The 14,348-nt window shown below is 66.7% G+C and carries 14 protein-coding genes; 10 read left to right on the top strand and 4 right to left on the bottom strand.

Annotated elements, in window-relative coordinates; genetic code table 11:
• The first annotated feature begins 96 nt into the window (after positions 1-96).
• On the top strand, positions 97-777 hold the full coding sequence (locus G342_RS0114605) for a TetR/AcrR family transcriptional regulator (RefSeq protein ID WP_245557279.1): 681 nt from the start codon (positions 97-99) through the stop codon (positions 775-777).
• A gap of 211 nt (positions 778-988) precedes the next feature.
• Positions 989-3,316 (top strand): molybdopterin-dependent oxidoreductase, encoded by a 2,328-nt coding sequence (locus G342_RS0114600; protein ID WP_018183904.1) that lies wholly within the window; start codon positions 989-991, stop codon positions 3,314-3,316.
• Between the two features lie 76 nt (positions 3,317-3,392).
• Here G342_RS0114600 and G342_RS0114595 read toward each other — a convergent pair whose 3' ends face one another.
• Positions 3,393-4,331 carry a 4-hydroxy-tetrahydrodipicolinate synthase family protein gene (locus tag G342_RS0114595; RefSeq protein ID WP_026304452.1) on the bottom strand — a complete coding sequence of 313 codons (939 nt, stop codon included), beginning with the start codon at positions 4,329-4,331 and terminating at the stop codon, positions 3,393-3,395.
• Positions 4,332-4,637: 306 nt separating this feature from the next.
• Positions 4,638-5,546, bottom strand: coding sequence for a hypothetical protein (locus tag G342_RS0114590; RefSeq protein WP_018183902.1), 909 nt, complete (start codon positions 5,544-5,546; stop codon positions 4,638-4,640).
• Between the two features lie 299 nt (positions 5,547-5,845).
• Between G342_RS0114590 and G342_RS0114580 the strand changes: the two genes are divergently transcribed.
• On the top strand, positions 5,846-6,238 hold the full coding sequence (locus tag G342_RS0114580; protein WP_018183900.1) for a PRC-barrel domain-containing protein: 393 nt from the start codon (positions 5,846-5,848) through the stop codon (positions 6,236-6,238).
• Between the two features lie 238 nt (positions 6,239-6,476).
• Positions 6,477-7,919, top strand: coding sequence for a PAS domain S-box protein (locus G342_RS0114575; protein WP_198010797.1), 1,443 nt, complete (start codon positions 6,477-6,479; stop codon positions 7,917-7,919).
• Between the two features lie 15 nt (positions 7,920-7,934).
• On the opposite strand, the gene G342_RS0114570 is transcribed toward G342_RS0114575, so the two are convergent.
• Positions 7,935-8,306 carry a response regulator gene (locus G342_RS0114570; protein WP_026304450.1) on the bottom strand — a complete coding sequence of 124 codons (372 nt, stop codon included), beginning with the start codon at positions 8,304-8,306 and terminating at the stop codon, positions 7,935-7,937.
• Between the two features lie 476 nt (positions 8,307-8,782).
• On the opposite strand from G342_RS0114570, the gene G342_RS0114565 reads away from it, so the two are divergent.
• The 6 genes from G342_RS0114565 to G342_RS0114540 all read left to right on the top strand — a co-directional run bounded on the left by G342_RS0114565 (position 8,783) and on the right by G342_RS0114540 (position 13,760).
• The gene (locus G342_RS0114565; protein ID WP_018183897.1) at positions 8,783-9,550 is read left to right on the top strand and encodes a DUF4198 domain-containing protein; all 768 of its coding nucleotides are present in this window, start codon (positions 8,783-8,785) and stop codon (positions 9,548-9,550) included.
• A 27-nt stretch (positions 9,551-9,577) separates the two neighbouring features.
• Positions 9,578-10,213 (top strand): cobalt transporter CbiM, encoded by a 636-nt coding sequence (gene cbiM, locus G342_RS0114560; RefSeq protein ID WP_018183896.1) that lies wholly within the window; start codon positions 9,578-9,580, stop codon positions 10,211-10,213.
• Positions 10,200-10,793: a carboxypeptidase-like regulatory domain-containing protein gene (locus tag G342_RS0114555; RefSeq protein WP_051094239.1), complete on the top strand. Its 594-nt coding sequence runs from the start codon at positions 10,200-10,202 to the stop codon at positions 10,791-10,793. Before cbiM ends, G342_RS0114555 begins: the two co-directional genes overlap by 14 nt.
• The gene (gene cbiQ, locus G342_RS24215; RefSeq protein WP_018183894.1) at positions 10,790-11,560 is read left to right on the top strand and encodes a cobalt ECF transporter T component CbiQ; all 771 of its coding nucleotides are present in this window, start codon (positions 10,790-10,792) and stop codon (positions 11,558-11,560) included. Before G342_RS0114555 ends, cbiQ begins: the two co-directional genes overlap by 4 nt.
• Complete coding sequence (locus G342_RS0114545) at positions 11,557-12,315, top strand: energy-coupling factor ABC transporter ATP-binding protein (protein WP_018183893.1); 759 nt, start codon at positions 11,557-11,559, stop codon at positions 12,313-12,315. The genes cbiQ and G342_RS0114545 overlap by 4 nt, the downstream gene beginning before the upstream one ends.
• A gap of 146 nt (positions 12,316-12,461) precedes the next feature.
• Positions 12,462-13,760, top strand: a complete 1,299-nt coding sequence (locus G342_RS0114540) for a DUF1576 domain-containing protein (RefSeq protein WP_018183892.1) — start codon at positions 12,462-12,464, stop codon at positions 13,758-13,760.
• Here G342_RS0114540 and nikR read toward each other — a convergent pair.
• On the bottom strand, positions 13,757-14,293 hold the full coding sequence (gene nikR / locus G342_RS24210) for a nickel-responsive transcriptional regulator NikR (protein WP_083931237.1): 537 nt from the start codon (positions 14,291-14,293) through the stop codon (positions 13,757-13,759). The two genes, G342_RS0114540 and nikR, sit on opposite strands and share 4 nt — an antisense overlap.
• Between the last annotated feature and the right edge of the window lie 55 nt (positions 14,294-14,348).

Genomic DNA, 14,348 nt, shown 5'->3' with positions numbered 1-14,348 from the left:
GGGCATGGCCAGCCGGGACCATTGCGCTACTGTTGCCGGATGGGCGTCTCGGCGCCGGTTGAGCGCGAAGCGGCGCGGCAGGGGAGGCTTGGCGCCTTGGCAGCCATCGAAGGCACAGGGACGGCCGGCCGGGAGGCCGACACGCGCGAGAGGCTGATCAAGGCGGCGCTGCGCGTCTTCGCCGATCGCGGCATCGCCTCCGCGACGTTGCGCGAGATCACCGAGGAAGCGGGCGCCAATGTCGCGGCGGTCAACTACTACTTCCGCTCGAAGGAAGAGCTGACCCGCACCGTGCTGGAAACCTGCCTGCGGCCGATCAACGAGAACCGCCTGCGGTCGCTCGAATCGCTGGTGGCGGAGCATGGCGACCGACCGGTTCCGCTCGAGGATCTCGTCGAGGCACTGGTGCGGCCGATGGTGGTGAACAGCCTCGACGATTCCGGCGGTCGCTCGCCGATCCGGCTGATCCTGCAGGTCCGCGCCTTGCCGCAACCGCTGACCAATACCATCCTCGCCGACCAGTTTGATCGCATCCACCGCGCCTTCCTCGCCGCTCTCGGCCCGGCATTGCCGGGGCTGACGCGGTCCGAGCTCGCCTTGCGCTATGATTTCGCCCGCGGCTCGATCATGCAGATCCTGGGCGATCTCGATCCGGCGGCGCGCGACCTGCCGGATCTGGCGATCCAGCATGCCGGCCTCGACAATGAGGACATTATCCGCCAGCTGGTCGCCTTCATCGCCGCCGGCTTCCGCGCGCCGGCATTTTCGCCGCGCTAGCAAACTGGATCCCTCGGCAAAGGGGGAAGTCGGCCGGATCGACCCGACAGACGCCGCATTTTGAAACGGTTGCCCCTTGCCAGAAGGGGCGGCGACCGCGATGTTCCGACCCTTGAGGACTTTGGCGCGGGCCCTCGCGCCGCCTGCCCCCCGGGCGAGCCGAACGGGCCCCACCTTCGTCCCGGCGACCGATCCGTTCAGAGGGCAGACCATGACCACCAGCCGTTCGTTCCAATCCCTGGCCCATTGGGGCGCGTTCACGGCGCATGTGGAGGATGGCCGGCTGGTTCGGGTCTCGCCCTTCGCCGAGGACAAGCAGCCGAACGACCTGATCGATGCCTGGCCCGAGATGGTCTATGCCGACAATCGCGTCCAGCGCCCGTCGATCCGGCGCGGCTGGCTGGAGACCGTCGGTCGCGGCCTGCCGCATACCGGCAGCGGCCGCGGCGATGACAGCTTCGTCGAGGTTCCCTGGGACGAGGCGCTCGATCTGGTGTCGCGCGAATTGCACCGCGTCCGCAGCCAGCACGGCAATGCCTCTATCTTCGGCGGCTCCTATGGCTGGTCGAGCGCCGGCCGCTTCCACCACGCCCGCACGCTGGTGCACCGCTTCCTGGCGTCGATCGGCGGCTGCACAGGCCAGGTCACCAATTACAGCTATGGCGCGGCGATGCGGCTGCTGCCGCATGTGCTGGGCGACATGGCGGCGGTGGCCGGTCCTGTCACCGATTGGCCCGCGATCCTCGAAAACTGCGAGCGCTTCGTCGCCATCGGCGGCATCGCCGGCAAGAACTGGAAGATCCAGTCCGGCGGCGGCGGTCTGCACCCCTATGGCGAATGGATGGAGAAGGCGGCGCAAAGCGGTATCCGCTTCACCAACATCTCGCCGCTGCGCTCCGACACGGCTGATGTGCTGGACGCCGAATGGATCCAGATCCGCCCCGGCACCGACATGGCTCTGATCCTGGCGACGGCCTGGCTCGTGCATGCCCGCGGCAAGACGGACATGGATTTCGTCACCCGGCATTGCGTCGGCTTCGACCGCTTCCTCGGCTATCTGCAGGGCACCGAGGATGGCGTCGTCAAGGATCCGGCCTGGGCAGCGCCCATCACCGGCCTTTCCGTCGAGACCATCACCGCTTTCGCCGAGAGCCTGTTCGACCGCCGCGTCATGCTGAGCGCCGCCTGGTCGCTGCAGCGCGCCGAGCATGGCGAGCAGCCCTATTGGGGGCTGGTCGCGCTGGCGGCGATGCTCGGCCAGATCGGCCGGCCGGGCGGCGGCGTCGCCTTCGGCTATGGCTCGATGAACGGCATGGGCAATCCGCTCTACGACCTGCCGGTCGCCGGCATGGAAGTGCCGAAGGTTCCGGGCGAGCTGAAGATTCCGGTCGCCCGCATCGCCGATCTGCTGCTGATGCCGGGTACGCCCTGCGAGTTCGACGGCAGGACCTTCCCCTATCCGGACATCAAGCTGGTCTATTGGGCCGGCGGCAATCCGTTCCACCACCACCAGGACCTGTTCCGGCTGCGCGAGGCGTTCCAGCGGCCGGAGACGATCATCGTGCACGAGCCGTGGTGGACGGCCACGGCCCGCCATGCCGACATCGTGCTGCCGGCGACGACGCCGCTCGAGCGCAACGACATCGGCGGCTCGTCGCGCGATCCCTATCTCTTCGCCATGCACAAGGCGATCGAGCCGGTCGGCGAGGCGCGCGACGATTTCGCCATCTTCAGCGCCGTCGCCGACAGGATGGGCGAGGGCGCCAAATTCCACGAGAACCGCGGCGAGGCGGAATGGCTGCGCATCCTCTATGATCGCTTCTCGACGGCGATGGCCAAGCGCGGCGTCAATCCGCCTGACTTCGAGACGTTCTGGGAAGCCGGTCACGTCCGCATTCCGGATCCGGTCAGCACTTTCACGCTCTACCGTCAGTTCCGCGACGATCCCGCCGCCCATCCGCTGCGCACGCCGTCCGGCAAGGTCGAGATCTTTTCCGAGACGGTCGCCGGCTTCGGCTATGACGAGTGCCCCGGCATGCCGGTCTGGCGCGCGCCGTCCGAATGGCTGGGCTCGGAGCTGGCGGAGCGTTATCCGCTGCACATGATCTCCAACCAGCCGGAGGACAAGCTGCACGGCCAGATGGATGCGAGCGAGCCGAGCCGTCGCAACAAGGTGCGCGACCGGGCGGGCCTGATCATGAGCCCGGCCGACGCCGCCGCGCGCGGGCTTGTCGAGGGCGATGTCGTGCGCATCTTCAACGACCGCGGCGTCAGCCTCGCCGGCCTCCGGATCTCGGACAAGATCATGCCGGGCGTTGTCTGCCTGCCGACCGGCGCGACCTTCGATCCGATCCCTGACGGCAAGGGCGGCTGGATTGAGAACCACGGCAATCCGAACGCGCTCACCAAGGATATCGGCACGTCGCGGCTCGGCCAGGGGCCGAGCGCCCAGACCTGCTTGGTCGAAGTGGTGCGGCACGAACTGGAGGCGGCGCCGGTCACGGTGCTGGCGCAGCCAGAGATCGAGGCCGCCGCCTGAGACTTTCCGGAATGGCGCATGAAAAAGGGCAGCGGCGCCAGGCGCCGCTGCCCTTTCGATTCAAGGCCGGGGCCTGCTACTCGGCGGCGATCTTGGACGCCGAGCCGAGGCCGTACTGGTCGAGCAGGCCGAGCTTCCGCATGATCTCGACGCCGCTATCGAGCGCCGGTCCCTTGAGGGCGGTGAGCGGGCGGCGGAGATCGCCGGCCGGCAGGCCGACGGCCTTCATCAGCGACTTCACCGCGACCGGATTGATGGCCGAATAGGTGTAGTGCAGCAGCGGCAGCAGACGCAGGTAGTTTTCGCGGAAGGCGCGCGCATCGGTGTCGGCCGTCCACGGCTTCGACAGCGCCGCCATCTCGGCCGGCGCCAGATTGCCGGTCATATTGGCGGTGCCGTGGCCGCCCAGCGCCATGGTCGGCACGACGAGGCCGAGATTGGGTGAATCGCAGCACATCACCGTGACATCGGGCTGCCCGGCGATGACCTGCGCTACTTGGCCGACGCGGCCGGTCGATTCCTTGTGCACGACGAAGTTCGGATGCTTGAACAGGCGGAGCAGCGCCTCGTGGCCAAGGTCGGTCTTCACGCGCGGCGGGTTGTTGTAGATGCCCATCGGCAGTTCCGTCGACTCGGCGATATCGAGGAAATACTGCTCGATGTCGGCCTCGGAGGCGCAGATATAGGCCGGGGCGGCGAGGATGGCGCCGTCGGCGCCTTCGCCCTTGGCAAAGCGGACCAGGTCGATCGAGGCCTTGGTGTCGCCACCGGTGCAGCCATAGAACAGCTTCATGCCGCCGGTCTTCATCTTCGCCGTCTTCGCGATGATGTCGCGGCGCTCCTCCAGGCTAAGCATCGAGATCTCGCCGGTCGAGCCGAGGATCAGTACGGCCGAAGTGCCGTTGTCCTCCTGGAACTTCAGCAGGTCCTCGAACGCCTTGTAGTCGACCGTGCCGTCCTCGTTGAAAGGCGTGATCAGGGCGACGAACGACCCCTCGATGCGCATCTTGCTCATGGTCATGTCTCTCCGAAGGAAGGCGGCCCGGAAGGGCGCCGAAGAACGCGTCTGAAATTGAAACATGTATTTGAAATGTGTGTTCGTCAACGCGCCGAGGCCGCGGTTGCGCAGGCCGGAGGCAGGCCCGGCGCAAGGGATTTGCGCGTGGCGACGATGGGCGGGAACGAATTGCCGTCTCGCGCCGGAAACGCTTGGGCGAATGCCTGCCGGGCGGGCGTCGCGGAGAAATCGTGGCACCGGCGAACGATGCACACAAAAAACGCCGCCGCTTGGTAGCGGCGGCGTCGATGGCTCAAGGCGGGCCTAGCGGCGGAATTCGACGACTTCGTCGTCATCCCGCAGGCGGCCGGCATAGGCGGCGGCGACGGCGGCGATGAAGGCGCCGACCAGCAGCGAGACCACCGTCAGCAGCGACATGGTGAGCGCCGCTTTGCGTGCCGTGTCGGCGGCTTCCTTGGCCTTGACCTTGAGCGCCTCGATCTGGGCGAGCACGTCATTGACGCGCTTCTCCGCGTCGGCCTGCGGAATGCCGGTCCGGCTGGCGATCGTCTGTGCGAGATAGGCCTTGTCGTCGGCCGGGAATTCGCCGGCCGCCGTGTCCTGGATCAGGATGCGGGTGACTTCGCTCCGCACTGCCGCGCTGTCGCCCTGCGGGGCAGGCGCCGCGGTCGCACCGGCGGTCGGGCGGAACATCCAGTCGACGAAATAGCCGGTCGGATCGGCCGCGCCGGAAGTGCTGGACTGGGTCGCGCCCTGGGCGGCGCCCTGCGCCGCGCCGGAGACCAGCGAGGTCGTCGTCTGCACGCCCTGCGAGACGACGGCTCCGATCGCCGAGGACAGCAAGGCCGCGACCAGGATGGTGGCGACGCACCAGGCGAGGAAACCATGCGCGGTATCGCGAAAGAACACCTCGTCGGTGTGGAGGCCGGTCCATTTGGTGCGCAGCCGTCCGGTGATGTAGCCGCCGAACGCCGAGGCGACCCATTGCATGACCACCAGCCAGATTACCGTCGAGACGGCGAAGGTGGTGGCCGAGGCCCCGCTGCCCGACCATGGCGACACCACGGAAAGGCCGAGGCCGGAACCGAGCAGGGCCATGACGAGGGTCACCGCCATGGCCGCCGCCGCGCCGGCCAGGATCGCGCTCCACGATACGGCGGATTGCGATGCCTCGGACGTGGCCGAGGTTGTTTCGACTTCGATGAGGGCCATGATCTCTCCCCCTATCGGAAGAACAGGGCGAGAAGAATGATGATCGGGATCGGAACTCCCAGCAACCAAAGCAATATACCGCGTCCCATGGCTCGTCTCCAGTTCGAGAATGCGATGGAAAACGGCATGGCGTCTGTTTGGTTCCGTGTCGACATCGTGACACTTGCGTGATTCAAGCGGCGAGCCGAATTGTATTCGTGGAGCGATCTTTGCTGTGGATGAAACAAGAACTCGCGCCGAATGACGGAACCGGTTCGGGGCCGGTGCATTGTCTGCCTGCAATTCGAAAGGACCATGACATGAACAAGCAGTTGATCGCCCTGACCGTCTTCGCCGCCCTGACGGGCCCGGTTCTCGCGCAGGACGCCAAGCCGGCGCCGCAGGAAACCGTCGGCGTTGCCAAGGTCGACCCGGCCACGATCTCTACCGGCTGGCGGGCCTCCAAGATCATCGGTTCGACCGTCGAGAACGAGAATGGCGACACCATCGGCACTGTCGACGACCTGATCCTGACCGCCGACCAGCAGGTGCCCTTCGCCGTCCTCTCCGTCGGCGGTTTCCTCGGCATCGGCTCGAAGCTGGTCGCCGTCTCCTATCTCGATCTCGACACCACCCAGAAGGGCAAGACCATCCTGAAGGGAGCGACCAAGGAGAGCCTGACCTCGGCGCCTGAATTCAAATATGCGGAGTGACGAAGCGGATCGACGTTCGGCTGCAGCCAACGACAGATTGCACCTGAACAGATAACCCGAGATCGGAAGTGAACCCCGCCGTCCCCGGCGGGGTTTTCCTGCCGAAAGCCTTGGAGGAGCAGACGTCGTGATGGGTCTCGCGAAGCGCCATTCGGCATTTATTTGTGAGCAGGTCGCGTCTTGATTGGCGGTCGGTTCTGCGACGTAATTGCAGCTTGAGGGTCTTTGGGAGGACGCGTTGGGTTCTGCATTCGACACTGTGGCGACCACGACTCCGGTAAGCGGGGATGACGGCGACGGGCAGGAGCCCGTAGCCCGGCTCACCGGCTCGATCGGCGGTGTCATCAATGCGCTGCCGGCGGCGATCTACACGGTCGATGCGGCGGGCCGCCTCACGTCCTTCAACGAGGCGGCAGCGGTGCTTTGGGGCCGGCGCCCTGCACTCTATCAGGAGGAGTGGTGTGGTTCCTGGCGGCTGTTCCGGTCGGACGGCACGCCCCTGCCGCATGCGGAATGTCCGATGGCGGTGGCGCTGCGGGAAGGGCGCGCCATTGCCGGCGCCGAGGCTATGGCCGAGCGCCCGGACGGCAGCCGCGTATCCTTCCTGGCCTATCCGACGCCGCTTCGCGATGCGGAGGGCCGCATCACGGGCGCCGTCAACATGCTGGTCGACGTCACGGAGCGAAAGGTGGGCCTCCTCTCGGAGGCGCGCCTATCGGCGATCGTCGAATCCTCGCATGACGCCATCATCAGCAAGGATCTCAACGGCATCATTGCGACTTGGAACAACGGCGCCCAGGCGCTGTTCGGCTATACCGCCGAGGAGGCGATCGGCCAGCCGATGACCCTGATCATTCCGCCGGACCGGCTGCAGGAGGAGCCGGCCATCCTGGATCGGATCCGCTCCGGCGAACTGGTGGATCATTTCGAGACGGTGCGACGGCGCAAGGATGGCAGTCTGGTCGATATCTCGCTGACGATCTCGCCAGTTCGAGATCTGGGCGGTCGTATCGTCGGCGCCTCGAAGATCGCGCGCGACATTTCCGAGCGCCGGCTGGCCGAGCAGCAGCAGCAGCTGATCCTGCGCGAGATGAGCCACCGCATCAAAAACCTGTTCGCCATCGCCGGCTCGATCGTATCGATGAATGCCCGCGTTGCCAGCTCGGCTGCCGAATTGGCGCAATCCGTCCGCCAGCGGCTGGACGCGTTGACCCGGGCGCATGCCTTGACGCGGCCGGGCCTCCTCGATGATGATGCCAGCGCCGATCGCGACACGAGTGTGCGCGGCCTCCTCGACGCGATCCTCCTGCCTTATCTTGCCGGTGAGACCGGCTCAGGGAAGGTGATCCTGAAGGGGGAGGATCTGCCGGTGGGGGGCGCCGCAGTTTCGAACCTCGCGCTCGTCTTCAACGAATTCGCGACCAACGCGGCCAAGTATGGCGCGCTGACCGCCGATGGCGGACAGGTCGTCGTCAGCTGGACGGTGGAAGGCGACAAACTGCGCGTTCTCTGGCGGGAGTCAGGTGGGCCTCCGATCGAGCAGGAGCCATTGCGGCGCGGCTTCGGCAGCACCCTGGCCGACCGCATCATCATCGGCCAATTGGGCGGGACGCTTTACCGCGACTGGCAGCCCGACGGTCTGCGCATCACCCTGGAGCTGGACCGCCAGCGGCTCGGCTAACGGGGATCCGGCGGTTCAGGCCGCCAGACGCCAGAGGGCCTGCGAAATCGCGGCGACATCGTAGGGCTTGGAAAAGAAGGCGCTTTCCGACGGCAGCATGGACTGCTCGGGCGACTGATGGCCGGAAACCAGCACCAGCTTGACCGGGGGCCAGCGTTCGCGCACGGCATGGGCCAGCCGAATGCCGTCCATCGAGCCCGGCATGTCTATGTCTGTAAAGAGGATCGAAATTTCCGGATGCGTCTCCAGCATCCGGATCGCCTGATCGGCGTTTGCCGCTTCCAGCACGGAAAAGCCGGCATCGGTCAGTTCGTCGGCGGTCGCCATTCGGACCAGACCCTCATCCTCGACGATGAGGACTACGGGGGGCACATTCCTGCTACTCATGTCGACACAATGCCCCGCATAGCTAATCCTCTCGATGCCGTGTGTTCGCGGTGCTGGCGCCCGAAGCACGTCGGCGTAATCTGATGTCCTTCCAACGCAACGGACCTATCATCGTTCCATTCCGTTACGGTATTCTCAACGGGCCCCAGGGGGGGGGGCCGCACGCGTGTCGGGCCGCTGAAACATCTCAGCCCGGAACCGCTTGCCATGTCGCTGGAGCTTAAGCAGCCGGGCCCCTTCGTTGCGCATCCGGGTTGCGCTTTCCTTAACCGCGGGACCGTCCGTGTCAGGTCGTGGCGGGGGATTCGTCCTGTGGGAGAGGGGCCCGTGTTACCAGGCCGAGCAAGATCTCCGGCTGCGAGAATGGTGACGGCGCGGACTATAGCGAAAATGTGTTTCGCATCCTTGACGCGTATGATGTTCCTATACAATCCTCATACATGGCCGATGCCGGACCTTACGTGTGGGGATTCGAATTGAGAACGCTTTGTATCGCGGCGCTCGCCGTCGCCATTCTGCTTCCCGCGGCCTCGGCTAGCGCGCATTTCCAGGAAGTCCTGCCCTCGACCGACAATTTCGGCGAAGGCGACAGCGAACTCGTCCTCGATCTTGTATTTACCCATCCGATGGATCGCGGCCCGACCATGGAAATGGCGAAGCCGACCCGTTTCGGCGTCGTCACGGAGGCCGGCGAGACGGACCTGCTCGGCACGCTCGTCGAGGCGCCGCGCGACGGCAAGACCGCCTGGAAGGCGAGCTACAAGCCGGCGAAGCCGGGAAACTACACCTTCTTCGTCGAGCCGAAGCCCTATTGGGAGCCGGCCGAGGGCAAGTCGATCATCCACTATTCGAAGGTCGTGGTCGACGCTTTCGGCTGGGGCTCCGACTGGGACCGGGCCGTCGGCCTGCCGGTCGAGATCGAGCCGCTGGTCCGGCCCTATGGCCTGTGGACGGGCAATCTCTTCAGCGGCGTCGTGCGTCGCAACGGCCAGCCCGTGCCCTTCGCCGAGGTCGAAGTCGAGTGGGTGAATGACGGTTCCGTCGCGCCGCCGGCCGACGCCTTCGTCACCCAGGTGATCAAGGCGGACGGCCAGGGCGTGTTCCACTATGCGCTGCCGCGCGGCGGCTGGTGGGGCTTCGCGGCGCTGGTCGACGCCGACTACGAACTGCCCGATCCGGAAGGCAAGCCGAAGCCGGTGGAGCTGGGCGGGCTGATCTGGGTCCAGGCCGTGGACATGAAATAGCGGCAGGCGGCAAGCGCGAGGCGCGACATGGCCCATATTCCAGACGGCATCCTTTCCATCCCGGTCCTCGCCGGGGGCGCCGTCGTCACGGCCGTTTCGCTCGGCATCGCGCTGAAGCGGCTCGACGAGGACAGCCTGCCCCGCGTCGCCGTCGTGGCGGCGCTGTTCTTCGTCGCCAGCCTGATCAATGTCTCGATCGGCCCGACCAGCGTGCATCTGCTGCTCTCCGGTCTGATGGGGCTGGTGCTCGGCTGGGCGGCCGTGCCGGCCGTCTTTGTCGGCCTCGTGCTGCAGGCGATCTTCTTCGGCTTCGGCGGTGTCACGACGCTCGGCGTCAACACGATGAACATCGCGCTGCCTGGCATTCTGTGGGCGTTCCTCTTTTCGCCTGTGATCGCCGACGCGACGCCGCGCCGCGCCGCCTTTGTCGGCGCCGCCGTGGCGGCGCTGTCGGTCGCCTCGACGGCGGTGATGGTGGCGCTGGTGCTCACCCTGAGCGACACCGCCTATACGATTTCGGCGCGGATCGTGCTCATTTCCTACGGCCCGCTGCTTGTCGGCGAGGCCGTCATCACCGGCTTCGCCTGCGCCTTTCTCGCGCGCGTCAGCCCGGAGATGCTGTGGGCGCGGCACCGGCGGGGAGGCAAGATTGCGGTATCCTGAGGCCCGCCGGCGCCTGTGCCACGCTCTGCTGTCCCTCGCGATCCTCGCGGCGATGGCGGCGCCTGCCTCGGCGCACCGGCTGAAGGTCTTCGCCTCCGCCATCGGCGACAGCATCGAGGGGGAGGCCTATTTCGTCGGCAGCGGCCCGGCCGCAGGCGTCGCCGTCACCCTTCGCGATGATGCCGGCAAGGTGCTTACCTCCGGCACGACGGGCGCCGACGGACGCTTTGCGTTGCCGGCTTCCGGCACCGGCGACATCGTCGTCACCGTCGATGCGCAGGATGGGCATATCGCCCGCTTCACCATCGCCGGATCCGGGCCGGCAGCGGCATCGTCCAAGCCACAGCCGTCCGCGGCGGGTGCGCCGTCCGCTGCCCTCAGCCCGGCTGCGACCGTGCCGCTCGCCGAGATCGAACTCGCCGTGGCGCGCAAGATCGCGCCGCTCGCCGAGCAGGTCGATGCGCTGCAATCGTCGCTGCGGCTGCAGGATATCGTCGGCGGTGTCGGCTATATCGTCGGCCTGTTCGGACTGCTCGCCTTCTTGAAAAGCCGGCGATCCGGCAAAGGCGGGGCGCCATGAGCGGCAAGGCGAGCGCCGAAGCGATCTTCGCGGAAAACCGCGACGTCGGCCCGCTCGCCGCGATCGATCCGCGCGCCCGGCTGGCCGCGGCGCTGACCTTCCTGGCCTTGCTGGCCATGCTCCATTCCGCGCCGGCGCTGGCCGCGGCGCTCGCGGCCTCGGTCGCGGTCGCGATTTATGCCCGGCTACCGCTGCTGCCGACCCTGCGCCGGCTGATGGCGGTCGAGGGGTTTCTCGTCTTCTTGCTGGTGACGCTGCCGCTGACCATCCCCGGGCCGGCGCTGTTCAGCCTATTCGGCCTGCCGGTCTCGGCGGAAGGATTACGCCGGGCCATCGTGATCCTCGTTCGGGTCAATGCCGGCGTGCTGATGGCGGCGGCGCTGCTGTCGACCATGGGCACGATGCGGCTCGCGGCCGCCATGAACGGCATCGGCATACCGGCCAGCCTCGCGCATCTCTTCCAGCTCACCGTGCGCTACATCGCCGTCTTTTACGAGGAATATGCCCGGCTCAGGCGGGCGATGCGGGCGCGCGGCTTCCGGGCCGGCAGCAACCGGCACAGTTGGCGCAGTCTCGGCCATCTTCTCGGCATGCTGGTGCTCAGGAGCGCCGAGCGGGCCGAGCGGGTCGCCTGGGCGATGCGGGCGCGCGGCTTCACGGGGCGCTATCCCGCCTTCGTGCAGCGGCCTCTCGAGCGTATCGATCGCCGCTTCCTCCTCGTCTGGCCGCTGCTGCTCGTCGCTCTCGCCTGGCTGGAGTTCGCATGACCGTGACCAATCCCCTGATCCGCCTTTCGGGTGTCGTCGCCGGCTATGCCGGCCGGCCGGTGCTCGACGGCGTCGATCTCGAACTGAAGCCGGGCGAACGCATGGTGCTGCTCGGCGCCAACGGCGCCGGCAAGAGCACGCTGCTTCACGTCATCACCGGCTTTCTTCCCGTACGCGCCGGAACCATCGAGGCCTTTGGCTCGCCTCGGCGCACGGAGGCCGATTTTCGCGCCGTTCGCATCCGGGCCGGGCTGGTTTTCCAGGATGCCGACGACCAGCTATTCTGCCCGACCGTGATCGAGGATGTCGCCTTCGGGCCGATTAATCTCGGCCAGAGCCGGGACGAAGCGCGGGAGACGGCGCACGCGACGTTGCGCTCGCTCGAACTCGGCCATCTCGCCGATCGGGTCACCCATCGCCTGTCGGGCGGCGAGAAGCGGCTGGTCTCGATCGCCGCCGTGCTGGCGATGCAGCCCGAAGTGCTGCTGCTCGACGAGCCGACCGTCGGGCTCGACCCCGACGCCTATGCGCGGCTCGGCGATATCCTCGTCGCGCTGCCGCAGGCGATGATCATCGTCGCGCATGACGCGCACTTCATGGCCCGGCTGGCGACGACGGCGCTGCTGCTCAAGGATGGCCGTGGCCATCGCGGCACGGTGCACCAGCATGCGCACCATCACAGCCACGCCCATGTCCATTTCGAGCATGAGGTTTCCGGCGAGACGACGATCGGTTTCGGTACGCCGCGGGCGTGATCCGGCGCCCGCGCGTCCCATGACTGTGCGTAGCGTCTCGCTCTGGCCGGTAAAGGCAGGTTTTCATTCCCCCCGCGTTTCGACCATGATATCGGCGAACCGCTTGCCGCTGCGTCGCGGCGACGAGGCACGACGGGGTGGAGTGGATGACGGCAACCAAGGTGACAGCGGGCGAAGCCACGCCAGAGCTTTCCGATCGCGGATTGCTGCTGATCGTCGCCGCGGTCGCTGGCGCCTTCATCCTGTTCGGTCTGATCGTCTCACCGCCGGGCGAGATCGCCAGCGGCCTGGTCAAGATCCTGCTCGCGCGCGACACGCTGATCACCGACTATATCGGCGTGGGTGGCATGGGCGCCGCCTTCGTCAATGCCGGCCTTCTGACCTGGGTGACGGCGGCGATCTACCGCCTTTCCGGCGCCAAGATCGGCGGCGGCGCCATCGCCTGCATGATGCTGGTGCTCGGCTTCGGCTTGTTCGGCAAGAACCTCCTGAACATCTGGCCGATCGTCGGCGGCGTCTACCTCTATTCGCTCTACAAGCAGGAGGATTTCGCCGCCCACATCAACACCGCCTTCTTCGGCTGCGCGCTCGCGCCGGTGTTTTCGGAGATCCTGTTCTCGACGGCGATCCCGATCTCGCTTGGGCTGCCGCTCGGCCTGGCGACCGGCCTGCTGATGGGCTTCATGCTGCCGGCGGCGGCGGCGCAGCTGTTCAAGGCCCATATGGGCTTCAGCCTCTACAATATGGGCTTTACCGCCGGCATCGTCGGCACGCTGGTCGTGGCCATCTACAAGTCCTACGGCTTCGTGCCGGATCCGGTCTTCATCTGGACCACCGGCAATAATGCGTTGCTCGGCACCTTCCTCGCCGTGCTGTTCCTGGGGCTGATCGGCGGCGGGCTCTATCTCGACCGCGCGGCGCTTTGGAAGATGAAGGACATTGTCGCGCTGACGGGGCAGGCGCCCTCCGATTTCATCGAGAAGGTCGGCATCGCCCCGACGCTGGTGAACATGGGGCTCACCGGCGCCATCGGCATGATCTACGTCTTCCTCGTGGGCGGCGATCTGAACGGCCCGGTCATCGGCGCGATCTTCACGATCGTCGGCTTCGCCGCCTATGGCAAGCATCCGAAGAACATCGTGCCGATCATGGTCGGCGTGTTCGTGGGCTCGCTCGCCAAGCCCTGGGGCGCCGCCGATCCGTCGATCGTGCTGGCGGCGCTGTTCGGCACCACGCTGGCGCCGATCTCCGGCCGGTTCGGCTGGCACTGGGGCATCGTCGCCGGCTTCGTGCATTCCTCCGCCGCGCAGTCGGTCGGCGTGCTGCATGGCGGGCTCAATCTCTACAATAACGGCTTCGCCGCCGGCATCGTCGCTTCCGTGCTGGCGCCGGTGATCACGGCGATCCAGTGGCGCAAGGCCGACCACCCCGAAGAGAAGCTCTAGTCGTCGTGATCGTGGCCATGCCCATCGCCGTTGTCATGACCGTGCCGGTGTCCGTGAGCATGGCCGTGCTCGTGGTCGTGATGGTGGTGGCGATGCGTATGGCCTTCTTCCGGCTCGGCGGTCGCGGTCGGCATGATGTGCAGGGCGCCATGGCGGACGCCGCGCTGGCTGATGACGCTGTCGGCGAAGACCTGCAACTTGGCGACCGGGCCGCGCAGGATCGAGACCTCGAGGCAGTTGTCATGGTCCATGTGGACATGGGTCGTCGAGATCGACATGTCGGAATGATGGTGATGGTTGGTGGTCAGCCGGCTCGCCAGCGCCCGGGTCTCGTGGTTGTAAACGTAGGTCAGCGTGGCGTGGCAGATCTCGTCGTCGCCGGGGATTTCGGCCGCCTCGGCGCTGGCGCGCGACAGTTCGGAACGGACGATGTCGCGCAAGGCTTCCGACCGGCTCTGGTAGCCCTTGCGCTGGCAGAGGGCATCGATCGCGTCCAGCAGGTCGTCGTCGATCGTCACGGTCACGCGCTGCACGGCCATTCCTCCCTAAATATTTGCGGAGCCTAGCATAATGTGGATGGCGAGCCGT

The sequence above is a fragment of the Kaistia granuli DSM 23481 genome, from assembly GCF_000380505.1.
Taxonomy (GTDB): domain Bacteria; phylum Pseudomonadota; class Alphaproteobacteria; order Rhizobiales; family Kaistiaceae; genus Kaistia; species Kaistia granuli.
This window is presented reverse-complemented; position numbering and strand designations above follow the sequence as displayed.

What these genes read in the sequence shown, in the direction of transcription:
- G342_RS0114600 (WP_018183904.1), top strand. Translation starts at nt 989, where the DNA reads ATGACCACCAGCCGTTCGTTCCAATCCCTGGCCCATTGGGGCGCGTTC.
- G342_RS0114595 (WP_026304452.1), bottom strand. Translation starts at nt 4,331, where the DNA reads ATGAGCAAGATGCGCATCGAGGGGTCGTTCGTCGCCCTGATCACGCCT.
- G342_RS0114590 (WP_018183902.1), bottom strand. Translation starts at nt 5,546, where the DNA reads ATGGCCCTCATCGAAGTCGAAACAACCTCGGCCACGTCCGAGGCATCG.
- G342_RS0114580 (WP_018183900.1), top strand. Translation starts at nt 5,846, where the DNA reads ATGAACAAGCAGTTGATCGCCCTGACCGTCTTCGCCGCCCTGACGGGC.
- G342_RS0114570 (WP_026304450.1), bottom strand. Translation starts at nt 8,306, where the DNA reads ATGAGTAGCAGGAATGTGCCCCCCGTAGTCCTCATCGTCGAGGATGAG.
- cbiM (WP_018183896.1), top strand. Translation starts at nt 9,578, where the DNA reads ATGGCCCATATTCCAGACGGCATCCTTTCCATCCCGGTCCTCGCCGGG.
- cbiQ (WP_018183894.1), top strand. Translation starts at nt 10,790, where the DNA reads ATGAGCGGCAAGGCGAGCGCCGAAGCGATCTTCGCGGAAAACCGCGAC.
- G342_RS0114545 (WP_018183893.1), top strand. Translation starts at nt 11,557, where the DNA reads ATGACCGTGACCAATCCCCTGATCCGCCTTTCGGGTGTCGTCGCCGGC.
- G342_RS0114540 (WP_018183892.1), top strand. Translation starts at nt 12,462, where the DNA reads ATGACGGCAACCAAGGTGACAGCGGGCGAAGCCACGCCAGAGCTTTCC.